We start from the raw sequence: 11,900 nt of genomic DNA, 5'->3' as shown, positions 1-11,900 counted from the left end.
TCCCATCACGAGAGCCGCACCGAACAGGCGTTGAACGGGCGCGACGCGAGGCATGGGCCGCGGCCGACACCAACCGGGTTCCTGGCCGACTATGCGACCGGGTTCGACCATCCGACACCAAACGGGCCCGCGGCCAGGCCTGATCCGAGGTGAACGGAACACGCATGCGTTTCCGATTCATGATCGGGCGGACTAGCCTTGCCACGCCACGCCCCGAGATGCCGGGGGTGCGATGATCGCACTGGGGTTGAGGCGGCCACTCGCCAAGCGATCTACTCACCGCGGCATGGGGACTCCCTTGATGAGAGGATGCTTGTATGGCATACAGAGCTATGTACATCTGGTCGGACGGGACCGAGCCGACCCCGCTCCTGCGGTCGAAGACCAACGTGCTCAAGGACGGAGAAGAACCGGGCATCTGGGGCTTCGACGGATCGAGCACCAACCAGGCGCCCGGAGGCGACTCGGACGTGGTGCTCCGGCCGGTGAAACAGGTGCCCGACCCGATCCGCGGCGGTGACGACATTCTCGTGCTCTCCGAGTGCTTGACGCCCGACTTCGAACCCCACCCCACCAACACTCGGGCCGCTTGCGTGGAAGCCTACGAGAAGTATGCCGACTTCAACCCGATCTTCGGTTTGGAGCAGGAGTACACCTTCATCACGATGATGGATCCGACGGCCAGCCAGTACTACGGTCCCCCGCCGGGGTTCCCGCTCGGCGGGTATCCGGCCCCCCAGGGCCCGTACTACTGCTCGGTGGGCGCCAATCGCGCCTTCGGGAGGCCCGTAGTGGATGCGCACAGCCAGGCCTGCATCGACGCCGGCCTGTCGATCGAGGGCACCAACGCCGAAGTGATGCCAGGGCAGTGGGAGTACCAGATCGGGCCGCTGCCGCCCGTAGAGGTGTCCGACCAGATCCTGATCGCCCGCTGGATGATCGAACGGATCGCCGAGGACTACGGCCTACAGGTGACCTTGCATCCGAAGCCGGTTACGGGTGACTGGAACGGCGCGGGATGCCACACCAACGTCTCGACCCGCCAGATGATGGAGAGCTACGACGCCGTGATCGCCGCTTGCGAGGCTCTGGGCGCCAACGCGCAGGAGCACGTCAAGAACTACGGCGCCGACATCGAGATGCGGCTGACCGGGGCGCACGAGACCCAGCGCTACGACCAGTTCAACTACGCGGTGTCCGACCGGGGCGCATCCGTGAGGATCCCCTGGACCACCTACAAGAACCAGAGGGGCTACATCGAGGATCGCCGTCCCAACTCGAACTGCGATCCCTACCTGGTTACCCGCCTGATCATGGAGACCATCTGCGGAGCGGCCTCCTCCTGAACCAACCGACCCTGTGGTCTGAGGCCCGATGCGTGCAGCAATGCGCGCATCGGGCCTTTACTCTTTCGCACCCTGCCGGCGGCCGGTAAGGCCTACTCGCGGGAGCCGACCTTCTCTCTTTCCTTGCCCGGTATTCCGATCAGCGCGCCGGTCAGCAGACCGACGTCCCTGACCAACTGGAGTAGCAAAGCGCCGTGCCTCTCCAGGCGCTCATCCTGTCGGCCCAGCCGCCCGTCCTGCCGGTCGAACCGCTCATCCTGCTTGGCGAAGCCTTCCCTGATCGCCGCATCTTGGCGGTCGAAGCGCTCGTTGGTAAGGGCCTTGAACTCCTCGAGGCTTCTCTCGATGCTTCGGGTCAGCACGAATACGACCCGCCAGAAGATAGCGACCGAGATGCCGAACAATCCGACGACCACTGCATAGTCCATATTGCTTAACTCCATTGCTGCCAGTGTAGCCCAGAGCACGGGATGGGTGTTGAGCTACACATCCTGCTTCTAGTCATCCCACACTCCATATATCGCTATCCGATGATGGTTTCAAGGGGGCTGGTCGGCGAAGCCTCAGTAGTAGCCAGCGTGTCGGGACAGGCAAGAGGCCATCGGGAACGTGCCCGGAACTGTCAGGCGGCGCCGAAGCCCTGCCGGACGATCTCGCTGATCTGGTCGACCTGTTGTTCGAAGCTGGCCGCTGCGGCCCGGAACTCCACCATGGCCGCTCGGCGGTCCTCGCCGGTGTCGGGCGCTCTCAATCCGGTCAGGGCGGCGGCTGCTGCTTCTGCAACTGCGGCCGCCGACTCGTAGACCCGCTGGTGAGCGTCGGTCAACCCGGCCACGTCCTCTGGTGGCCGGTGGAGCTCCACCGCCTCGCTGAAGACCACGGCCCGCTCGGAGGCAGCGACCATGCCGGCCTCCGTCTCGGCGAAGGTAACACCGGTCTCATCCCGGTTCTCCCAGGCGTCGTTGACAGCGTTCAACTCCTCGACCAGCGCCGCCAGCGCCGTCTTGTCCTCTGCCAGGTTGGTGAGGTACACCTCGATCTCGGGCGGTAGGAGGGTCGTAGGAGTGGTGTCTTCGGGCGTCTCGGCCTCGCCGTTACCGGGGGTGGTGTCCTCAGCGGCCGCCGAGGTCGCCGTCGTGGACGGAGCAGTGCCGGATACGTCGGCCGTGATCTCGACGGCAGGCGGCTCCAGACGGTTCACCCAGACCCAGGTGAACAGGATCATTCCCAGCACTACCAAGGGCAATACCCAACGGCCGGGCCTCGGGTCGGGGTTGGACACCATAGCGAACAACGTTAGTCCGCACGCGACCGGTTTCCCGGTTATCCGTGGCCGGCGGGTTATCCCGCAGGGCTGTTAATGCGGGGGCATTCGGGGTATGTTGTCCGGACGCGCGATGTTCGTCGGCACCGGGAGGAACGAAAGGGTCAGCCCGTGCCAAACCTTCCACCCGCAACCGACGACCAGGTGAGCGAGCACATACCGTGGGAACAACTCACCATCCCACCCCAACCCGACCGCAAGGTACTGGTCTACGGCATCGCAGCCGGCCTGATCGTCGTGGTGCTGGGCGTGGTCGTGTTCCGGCAGATCAACCGGCCTTCGGCGCCGGATCTGGTGCCGGTCACCCCGATTGCCGTCGCCTCCGAGCCGCTGGCCACGACCACCACCCTCCCGCCCGTGGCTGACCAGGGACCGGTGCCGGCCACCGTGGCCCTGGCCGAGCCGGAGGTCACCCCCGGGCTCTCCCAGGCCGACCTCATGGCGGTCGACCGGGAAGGTACGGAGCGGGCCCTGGCGGGCACCGCCGAATGGCTGGTGCTGGAGTTCTTCACCATCGACCCGTCCGAGGTGTGGGCCGAGCGGGTCCAGGCCGCTTCGGGCCTCCGGCTGCCCCACGGGGTGGCGCCTGAGCCGTCCAGCGCCGACACCGTGTCCTATGTGGAGTGGACCCGGACCCGATCGGTCACCCAGACCGGACCGGACACCTACCGAGCCCTCGTGCTGATCCGCCGGCTAGTGGCGCCCGACGGGACCGGCTTCCGGCGGCTTCCGGTGGAGCGGGTGGAAGTCGACCTCCGGGTCGAGGTGGACGGCGGGGTACGCGCCCTTTCGCTACCCGAGATCTCCGCTCCGACCGAGACGGATTTAGTCCCGCTGCCGGAGTCCGAGCTGGCATGGAGAGTGGACTCGGCCGGTATCGGCTGGCCGGTGACACGTTGAGGACTAAGCGTTCGGGAAGTGTCTCTCGAGGATGGCCGCGACCGCCGGGGAGATGCCGGACCAGTCGGCGTCCGGTTCCTTGGTGACGGTGACGAAGTCGGCGGTCATGAAGACGCTCATCACCCCCTCGATCCCGAACAGCTCTCGGGCCACGGGGTCGTCTGCAGCGTTGGCCGGCACGTAACTACGAGGACCGCCCACCTCCACCCCGACGCTGAATTTCAGCGCGTTGGGATTGGGGGTGTATTGGGGAACGATCGGCACCAGACCTCCTTTGCCGCGATGTTAACCCTGCTCCGGTTGCACAGCCCCTAACCACTACCATTCCGCTCTGTGATCCCGTCTCTCGAACTCGAACTCCGCCGCCGGCTCGGTGACGAGCAGGTGGCCTCCGACCCGCTCGACCTGTACGTGTTCGGCAAGGACTCCGGGCTGGTACGCGGCGAGCCGGGACTGGTGGTCTTCCCCCGCAATACCACCGAGGTGGCCACGATCATGTGCCTCGCCGGGCGCCACGGCGTGCCGGTGGTGCCGCGCGGGTCGGGAACCGGCCTGGCAGGTGGAGCGGTCACCACCGGGCCCCACGTGCTGCTGGTCACCACCCGCATGAACCGTATCGGCCCCGTCGATGTCGAGAACAGGTGCGTCTGGGTACAACCCGGGGTCATCAACCTGGACCTCAGCATCCATACCACCCCGTTCGGGCTCCATTACGCGCCCGATCCCTCCTCCCAGTCGGTCTGCACGATCGGAGGCAACGTGGCCAACAACTCGGGGGGGCCGCACTGCCTGGCGGAGGGCACCACTGTCAACCACGTGCTGGCGATGGAGATAGTGACATCGGACGGTGACGTCCTGTCGATAGGCGGGCCGGCGCCGGATCCGACCGGGCTCGACATACGGGGGTTGATGGTCGGCTCCGAGGGCACGCTGGGCATCGTCACCGACGTCCTGGTGAACCTGCTGCCCAACCCGCCCGCGTCCCGCACCATCCTGCTGGCCTTTCCCGAGGTGCAGAATGCGGCCGCCACCGTGTCGGGAATCATCGCCAACGGGCTGATCCCGGCAGCCCTCGAGATGATGGACCAGCCGATGACGATCGCGGTGGAGCGTTTCGCGAACGCCGGTTTTCCCACCGAGTCGGCGGCCGTGCTGATCGCCGAGGTGACCGGACACCCGTCGGCGGTGGACGCCGAGGCCGAGCTGGTGCGCCGGCTGGCCGTCTCCCATCGGGCCACCCTGACCCGGATAGCCTCCGACGAGGCCGAACGGAAGCGGATCTGGCTGGGTCGCAAGTCGGCCTTCGGCGCCATCGCCCAGATGAATCCCGACTATTACCTGCACGACACGGTGGTACCCCGGACCCGGCTGGTGGAAGCGATAGAGAAGACCTATGCCATCTCGAAGCGTCACGACATCCCGATGCTGAACGTCTTCCATGCCGGTGACGGCAACCTGCATCCGCTCATGTCGTTCGATGCCTCCGTTCCAGGGGTCATGGAGCGGGTGGACGCGGCCGGGAGAGACCTCATCGAGATGTGCGTAGCCATCGGCGGTTCGCTGTCCGGTGAGCACGGCATCGGCATGGAGAAGCGGGATTACATGCACCTGGTCTTCGACGAGATGGGCCTCGATGCTCAGGCGCGCATCCGCGAGGCTCTCGATCCCGACGGAAGGCTTAACCCCGGCAAGATCGTGCCGCAGGGCTCACGATGCTTCGACTTCGGCCGACCGCCGCCGGTGGGGGCCTGGGTTTGAGCCTCGCCAGCTCGGCGGATGGGGTCTCGGGCCTACCGACCGCCACGCCCGAGACCATCGAGGAGGCGGCCGGCCTGATGGCCAACCTGCCGGCCGGCCGAGACCGCATCCGGATCCACGGCGGCGGCTCCCACCGGGGCATCGGATACCCGGTGACCTCCGACGTGATCCTTTCCACGTCCGGCCTGGATCGCGTGGTGGCGTGGGAGCCGGACGACCTGACCGTGGTGGTGGAGGCCGGGGTGCTGGTCGAGGAACTCGAGCAGATGCTGGCGTCGAAGGGCCAGACCGCCCTGCTGGCCGAGCAACCCGGAACCGGCACGGTGGGCGGCGCGATCGCCACCGCCATGTCTGGATGGCGGCGTTACCGGTACGGCCCGATCCGGGACCGGGTGCTGGAGACGACCCTGGTGTCCAGCGATGGCCGGGTAGTCACCGCCGGTGGCCGGGTGGTGAAGAACGTGACCGGGTACGACATTCCCCGCCTCGCCACCGGATCCCTCGGAGCCATGGGCCTGATCGCCCAGGTCTGCCTCAAGTTGTGGCCGGTCCCACAGGCGTCCGCAACCGTGCCCGTGGAGTCCCCTGAGGAGGCGCTCGAGGTGGCCTATCGCCCTCTGGCCGTGCTGGAAACTCGGGGAAGCGCCGCCGTATTCCTCGGTGGCACCCCCGAAGAGGTGGCAGGCCAGGCAGCCGCACTGGACGCCGAACCCACCACCGGGCTGGATTGGCCCGACCATCCCGCCGGAGCGGTTCGCTTCTCGGTGCGGACCCCTCCCTCCTCCCTGCGTAGCATCGTCGATCGGCTCGACCCCGGCTGGAGGTACCTGGCCCAGTTCGGAGTCGGCGAGGTAACAGTCGGCGCCGGCGAGGTCGACCTCGAGGAGCTCGGCGAGTTGAGGGGCCGGGCCGAGTCCCTCGGAGGCGCTCTGGTGATGCTGGACGCGCCCCCATCGGTAGCCGGGGCGTTCGACCCGTGGGGAACGCCGCCCCCATCGATCGAGATCCAGCGGCGCGTCGTCAACCTGTTCGATCCCGGCCGCAGGATCAACCGGGGCATCCTGCCGGGCCGGATCTGAGATGAGCTGGGTCACCCCTCACGCGCCACGCGCGGACGAACTCTCCTCATGCATCCAGTGCGGGCTGTGCCTGCCCAGCTGCCCTACCTTCCGGCTGACCGGACTCGAGACCGCCTCGCCGCGGGGACGGCTGACCGCGATGTCGGCGGTCGCCGCCGGACGACCCGTGGACAGCCGCTTCGAGGAGATCATGGGGGCATGCCTGCAGTGCCGCGCCTGCGAGGTCGTCTGCCCATCGTTCGTACCGTTCGGCCGAGCAATGGAGGGCGCGAGAGCCGAGATAGCCGCCCAGACGTCGGGTGTCGACCGCCGGCTCCGGCGGCTGGTGACAGCCCGCCTGTTGCGTAGCCGGACGGCGGTCCGATTCGGGACGCTGGCCGCATCGATCGCCCAGTCGTTCCGGCTCACCACGCTGGCGCCGCGCCGGATCCGGGGCAACCTGAGCGGGCTCCGACCGCTCAAAGGGTGGCCTCGCTCGATCGTGGGGAGGATCCGCGCCGCAGAGGGAGAGAAACGGGGGGTGGCCGCTCTGGTGGCCGGTTGCGTCATGGACGCCTGGTTCGGAGATGTGCACACGGCCACCGTCGAGCTGCTGGCAGCGGCCGGGTGGGAGGTCGTCTCACCCCGGGGTCAAACCTGTTGCGGAGCGCTCGCCGCGCATGACGGCTGGGCGGACGACACCCGGAAGATGGCATCCGTGAACATGGCGGCCTTCCGAGGTGTGGATCTGGTGGTCGTCAACTCGGCCGGATGCGGGGCACACATGAAGGAATACGCCCATTGGGTCGACGGCGGGGAGGAACTCGCCGCGAGGGTGGCCGATGTGAACGAGGTGGTGGCGGAGGCGATCACCGACGGGAGGCTTCCCCGATTGAGCACCGGTGGCGGCCTGGTGGCGGTACAGGACCCATGCCATCTCCGGCATGTGCAGCGGATCACCGACCAGCCCCGAGCAATCCTGGCCGCGGCCGGGCTGACCGTTGTCGAGATCGACCCGAACGGCCTGTGTTGTGGCGCGGCGGGCATCTACAGCCTGCTGGAACCCGAGATGTCGCGCCGCCTCGGCTCCTCGAAGGCGGAACAGGTGGAAGCGACCGGAGCCCTTCTCGTAGCCAGCGCCAATCCTGGATGCGAGATACAGTTGCGCACGTATCTGAACGAACTCGGGCATGCGGCCCGGGTCGCTCATCCGGTGGAGCTCTACTGGGAGGCACTGCAGCGAGCCGGGAGACGGGCGGCCGTCCGGTGACCGACTACCCGCCATACGACCGGCGGCGCCGGAACCTCCTGGAGCTGCTCCCCCAGATCCTCCAGCCCGGTTCCGAGGTCTGGCGGTGGGCAACCATCGGCATGCAGTCGCTCCGGATGGTGCTCGGGGTGGTCCTGGCGGTCATAGGCACCGGACTCGCAGGAATGGGGATCGGGCTGGCCCTGGGTGGGCTCGGCCTGCTCGCGCTCGACCTGGCACCGCCCGAGTCCGAAGTCCTGGCGGTCGGGGTAGCGGTATTGATGCTCGGCGCGGCGGTTGTCGGGATGGCCACCGAGTGGGGCCTCGGGCCCTCCGGTCTGCGGGTGGAGGCCGAGCCGTGGGAGACGCTGCTCACCTGGGTGCCGGCCATTCTGGTCGGCATCTGGGTGACCGGCCGGCTGGCAGGCCTTGCGACCTCGACTCTGGCCCGCTTCTCCGAATTGTTCGACCTCGTGCCGGCCTATCTGGGCGTGGTGGGCAACCGGGCCTTGCCGGCAGGCCTGATCGCCCTGGCGCTGGCCTGGCCGGCCCTCCAATACGGAGCACCCCGCTACCCGTGGATCGCCGGCAACGTCCCTTCCCTGCTCTACGCGCCCTGGATGCTCCTCGTCATCCTGGAATACCGGACCGGTTGAGCGGCACCTACATGCGAGCCGGAACTTCGATACCCAGCAGGTCGAGCAGGAGTTCCAGCACCCGGCGGGTGGTCCGGACCGTCCCTAACCATGAGGCCTGCAGTCCGGGGTCGCGCTCGGTCAGGATGTGGCAGGCCTCGTAGAAACGGCTGAAGTCGGCGGCAACCTCGTAGGCGAACTCAGCCAGGTGGTTGGGGGCGCGCAGTTCCATGGCCCGGTCGATCACCTCGGGTAGCTGGAGGAGGCGCAGCACGAGCCTGGTCTCCGTCTCGTGGCGCGGCGGCAGGACGGCGCCCGGCGCCAATCCCTGGCGGGAGGCCCGCCCGAGGATCGAATCCATACGCACGGTCGCCATCTGCAGGTAGGGACCGGTCTTGCCTTCCAGCGCGGTAAACCGGCGCACGTCGAAGACGTAGTTGGAGGCACGGTTGTTGACCAGGTCGCCGAACTTGAGGGCGGCGATCCCGACCTGGCGAGCGATCAGCGCCCGCTCGTCCCCGGAATACCGGGCTGCCAGATCCGACTCCTCCAGGCGGGCCGCCGCGGCCTCCGTAACCGTCTCGATCAGATCTCCCAGCCTGAGCACGCCGCCCTCACGCGTCTTGAAAGGGGTTCCATCCGGCCCGTTCATGGTTCCGAATCCGATGTGCTCCATGACTGCCCCGCCGGACAAGCCGGCCCGGCGGGCGGCCCGGAAAACCTGCTCGAGGTGGTAGGACTGGCGAGAGTCGACGACGTAGAGGATCAGGTCCGCCCCCAGTTCCGAGACCCGCATCTGGATGGTGGCCACGTCGGTGGTGCCGTAGAGGAACGCCCCGTGGGAGGTCTCGAGCACGAGGGGCGTGATCTCGGCTCTGTCGTCAGGCCGGCTCACATCGATCACCACCGCTCCGTCCGACCGGACCGCAATCCCCCGAGCAAGGGTCTCATCCACGAGGGGGCGGAGCAGATCCCGGACGGTGCTCTCCCCGTACCAGAGGTCGAACTCCACCCCCAGGTCGGAGAAATCCTGCTCCTGGGAGGCGCGCGACACCCGGACGAAGTGCTCCCAGATCGCCACGTACCCCGGCCGGCCCGACTGGAGATCGGTGGTGGCTTGCCGAGCTTCGGCGGCCACCGCCTCGTCATCGGCGACCTGGCGGGCCATCTCCGGATACCACTCCTGGAGGTCGGCCAGGGTGACGTCGAGGGGGTCCTCGTAGGGACCCTCGGACGATCCGTCGAAATGCGCCAGTTCGGGATGTCGCCGGCGGGTGGCCACGATGAGCATGCCCATCTGAAGGCCCCAGTCACCGAAGTGGGCGTCTCCCAGCACTTCGTGTCCCGCGAAACGGAAGAGCCGCTTGAGCGTGTCCCCGATGATCGTGGCCCGAAGATGCCCGACATGCATCGCCTTGGCCACGTTCGGCCCCGCGTAGTCCACTATCACGTTGAGCGGTCGCCCGACCGGGGGAACGCCCAACCGCTCGTCCCGCGCCATGGCGTCCACGCCGTCGGCGAGGGTCCGACCGGTCATGGTCAGGTTTATGAAACCCGGCCCGGCGATCGACACCGAGGCCAACCGGCGGTCGCCCTCGATCCGCCTCACCACCTCCCCGGCTATGTCGCGAGGGTCACGACCGGCGCTCCGCGCGGCGGCCAGCGCGCCGTTGCACTGGAACTGGCCCAGATCGGGACGATCCGAGACTTGAACGGCGCCGAACGAAGCGTCGAGACCGGCTGCTTCGAAGCCGGCCGCGACGATCCTGGTCAGATCCGAGAGAAGGCTCATACGAACCCGGCAGGATACAGCAATCAATAGTTGCTAGTTGATAGTTGCTAGTCGATAGTTGCTTATAAACTAGAAACTAACAACTAGAAACTAACAACTAGAACGCGATTGCGAGCCAGGCTCCGGCGACCATGAAGGGGCCGAACGGTAGGTGATCATGGCGGGTGATGCGGCGCAGGGCCAGTAGCAGAACGCCCACCGCCCCAGCCAGCAGGAACGCGCCCACCAGGGCCGCCACGGCGGTTTCCCAGCCGGTGTAGCCGGCGAACAGTCCCAGCAGTAAGGCCAGCTTGACGTCGCCCATTCCGATGGCGCCTCGGGTTACCAGAGCCGGGATCAGCAGCGCGACCGAGTAACCGAGGCCGCTGGCCAACGCTTCCGGCACGTCGCCGATCCGACCGTCCACAAGAGCGCCACCGGAGAGCAGCAGCAAACCCACCACCGTGCCGGGTACGAGTACCCGGTTGGGAAGCCGGTAGCTCCGGACATCGACGAAGCTCAGCACCACCGTCACCGCCACCATCCAGAGAAACGATGCGAGGGTCCACCGCACGCCGACCAGCCCGACCGTCCCGGCCCAGGCAATCGCAGTCACCGGCTCCACCAGCCGGTAGAAAGCCCCGGCCGGCCGGTGGCATCGTGAACAGGAGTCCCTATCCCTGCTACCCGCCCACCACCAGAGAGGCACGAAGTCCGCCGGTCGGACAGGACAGCCGCAAGCCGGACGGCAGGCCATGGCCGACCTGAACGGCGCCCGATCCAGCTCGGCCCGGATCAGGCTCACCAGGAGCCGGCCCGCAAAGAGGCCCAGGACTCCCGCGACCAGGTAGAGCGGCACCGCCTGGATGACTAGACCACGTGGTCTGTCTGCGGAATGGCGGTGTGGTGTGGCGCCGCCAGCAGTGTTCCTCGCAAGGCCCGCTGACGAAGGCGTACCCGCAGCGGTACGTGGAGGAAGCGGAACGCAGCGACGGGACACCGGTGACCGCCAGAACACGCCTGGCTGTTTCGCAGACAGACCACTAGCGGGTCGCGGGCTCGGTGGGCGGATCGCGGTGTCCGGCGAGCGCCGCCAGCATCACGCCAGGAGGCACCTCCACGCCGGTCCAGATGGCGAACGAGGCCGCCCCCTGGCCGACCAGCACCAGCTCCCCCGACGCCACCGGCAGCTCCCGCGCCGCCAGCACGGCTTCGGCCGGGGTCGGCCCGCCGCCGTAGGCCAGTTCCACCAGACCCCCCGCCTCGTCCAGCACGCCGGCCGGGAGGGCCTCGCCACGCATACCGAGCGGGGTGGCGTTGACCAGTACCGCACCCGCCACCGGCTCCCCCCACGGCGCGACCCCGGCCCTGGCGCCCACTCGGGCTACCAGTTGGTGAGCTGCTTCCGGACGCCGCGCCGCCACGAAGACCTCCCGATCGGCCAGAGCCAGGAGGGCCGCGGCGGCGGCCGAACCCGCGCCCAGCAGCAACACCGGAGCATCGGCCGGGAGTCCGGCATGCCGCCACGCGAAGCGCACCCCTTCGGGGTCGGTGGAGTCGGCATGAAGCCGGCCGTTCTCCATCCAGAGGGTATTGGCGCCGCCCGAGCGGACCACGGCTCCCGAGCGCCGGTCGGCCAGCCCGGCTGCCAGGGCCTTATGGGGCATCGTCACGTTGGCGCCGGTCAAGCGCCCGGAGCGGAGATCGTCCGCAGCCTGTCTCATGCCGACGTGGTCAACCCGGCGCCTGCCGTACGTGCCCTCGAGTCCGGCGAACTCCAGCGCGGCGGCGTGGATGACCGGCGAGAGCGAATGGGCCACCGGATCGCCGAGGACCGCCAGACGCAGGTAGGCCATCCG

Annotated in this window: 12 protein-coding genes; 6 read left to right on the top strand and 6 right to left on the bottom strand. The window is 68.0% G+C overall.

The features are described from left to right. Window positions 1-317: 317 nt before the first annotated feature. Window positions 318-1,346, top strand: a complete 1,029-nt coding sequence (locus OXM57_03705; GenBank protein ID MDE0351775.1) for a glutamine synthetase beta-grasp domain-containing protein — start codon at window positions 318-320, stop codon at window positions 1,344-1,346. Window positions 1,347-1,438: 92 nt separating this feature from the next. On the opposite strand, the gene OXM57_03700 is transcribed toward OXM57_03705, so the two are convergent. Both OXM57_03700 and OXM57_03695 read right to left on the bottom strand, forming a co-directional pair. Then, window positions 1,439-1,789 (bottom strand): hypothetical protein, encoded by a 351-nt coding sequence (locus OXM57_03700; protein MDE0351774.1) that lies wholly within the window; start codon window positions 1,787-1,789, stop codon window positions 1,439-1,441. A gap of 179 nt (window positions 1,790-1,968) precedes the next feature. Next, window positions 1,969-2,586, bottom strand: coding sequence for a hypothetical protein (locus OXM57_03695; GenBank protein MDE0351773.1), 618 nt, complete (start codon window positions 2,584-2,586; stop codon window positions 1,969-1,971). Between the two features lie 195 nt (window positions 2,587-2,781). Between OXM57_03695 and OXM57_03690 the strand changes: the two genes are divergently transcribed. After that, window positions 2,782-3,570: a hypothetical protein gene (locus tag OXM57_03690; protein ID MDE0351772.1), complete on the top strand. Its 789-nt coding sequence runs from the start codon at window positions 2,782-2,784 to the stop codon at window positions 3,568-3,570. A gap of 3 nt (window positions 3,571-3,573) precedes the next feature. On the opposite strand, the gene OXM57_03685 is transcribed toward OXM57_03690, so the two are convergent. Beyond that, window positions 3,574-3,834, bottom strand: coding sequence for a NifU N-terminal domain-containing protein (locus tag OXM57_03685; GenBank protein ID MDE0351771.1), 261 nt, complete (start codon window positions 3,832-3,834; stop codon window positions 3,574-3,576). Between the two features lie 69 nt (window positions 3,835-3,903). On the opposite strand from OXM57_03685, the gene OXM57_03680 reads away from it, so the two are divergent. The 4 genes from OXM57_03680 to OXM57_03665 are packed head-to-tail and all read left to right on the top strand — an operon-like array spanning window position 3,904 to window position 8,291. Then, window positions 3,904-5,328 (top strand): FAD-binding protein, encoded by a 1,425-nt coding sequence (locus tag OXM57_03680; GenBank protein ID MDE0351770.1) that lies wholly within the window; start codon window positions 3,904-3,906, stop codon window positions 5,326-5,328. Further along, window positions 5,325-6,407 (top strand): FAD-binding oxidoreductase, encoded by a 1,083-nt coding sequence (locus OXM57_03675; protein ID MDE0351769.1) that lies wholly within the window; start codon window positions 5,325-5,327, stop codon window positions 6,405-6,407. The genes OXM57_03680 and OXM57_03675 overlap by 4 nt, the downstream gene beginning before the upstream one ends. Before the next feature lies 1 nt (window position 6,408). Continuing rightward, window positions 6,409-7,656, top strand: a complete 1,248-nt coding sequence (locus tag OXM57_03670; protein ID MDE0351768.1) for a (Fe-S)-binding protein — start codon at window positions 6,409-6,411, stop codon at window positions 7,654-7,656. Beyond that, the gene (locus tag OXM57_03665) at window positions 7,653-8,291 is read left to right on the top strand and encodes a hypothetical protein (protein ID MDE0351767.1); all 639 of its coding nucleotides are present in this window, start codon (window positions 7,653-7,655) and stop codon (window positions 8,289-8,291) included. The genes OXM57_03670 and OXM57_03665 overlap by 4 nt, the downstream gene beginning before the upstream one ends. Before the next feature lie 7 nt (window positions 8,292-8,298). Here OXM57_03665 and argS read toward each other — a convergent pair whose 3' ends face one another. From argS to OXM57_03650, 3 genes are all read right to left on the bottom strand, one after another. After that, window positions 8,299-10,062, bottom strand: coding sequence for an arginine--tRNA ligase (argS, locus tag OXM57_03660; GenBank protein ID MDE0351766.1), 1,764 nt, complete (start codon window positions 10,060-10,062; stop codon window positions 8,299-8,301). Window positions 10,063-10,159: 97 nt separating this feature from the next. Further along, the gene (locus OXM57_03655; GenBank protein MDE0351765.1) at window positions 10,160-10,900 is read right to left on the bottom strand and encodes an A24 family peptidase; all 741 of its coding nucleotides are present in this window, start codon (window positions 10,898-10,900) and stop codon (window positions 10,160-10,162) included. Window positions 10,901-11,084: 184 nt separating this feature from the next. Then, the gene (locus OXM57_03650; protein MDE0351764.1) at window positions 11,085-11,897 is read right to left on the bottom strand and encodes a shikimate dehydrogenase; all 813 of its coding nucleotides are present in this window, start codon (window positions 11,895-11,897) and stop codon (window positions 11,085-11,087) included. Window positions 11,898-11,900: the final 3 nt, after the last annotated feature.

It is taken from the genome of bacterium, from assembly GCA_028820935.1.
GTDB lineage: Bacteria > Actinomycetota > Acidimicrobiia > Spongiisociales > Spongiisociaceae > Spongiisocius.
The sequence above is the reverse complement of the archived record's forward strand: the minus strand, read 5'-3'. Positions and strand labels throughout refer to the sequence as shown.

Excerpts from the sequence above, each read along its gene's own strand:
- OXM57_03705 (MDE0351775.1), top strand. The coding sequence starts at position 318 with ATGGCATACAGAGCTATGTACATCTGGTCGGACGGGACCGAGCCGACC.
- OXM57_03700 (MDE0351774.1), bottom strand. The coding sequence starts at position 1,789 with ATGGAGTTAAGCAATATGGACTATGCAGTGGTCGTCGGATTGTTCGGC.
- OXM57_03670 (MDE0351768.1), top strand. The coding sequence starts at position 6,409 with ATGAGCTGGGTCACCCCTCACGCGCCACGCGCGGACGAACTCTCCTCA.
- argS (MDE0351766.1), bottom strand. The coding sequence starts at position 10,062 with ATGAGCCTTCTCTCGGATCTGACCAGGATCGTCGCGGCCGGCTTCGAA.
- OXM57_03650 (MDE0351764.1), bottom strand. The coding sequence starts at position 11,897 with ATGGCCTACCTGCGTCTGGCGGTCCTCGGCGATCCGGTGGCCCATTCG.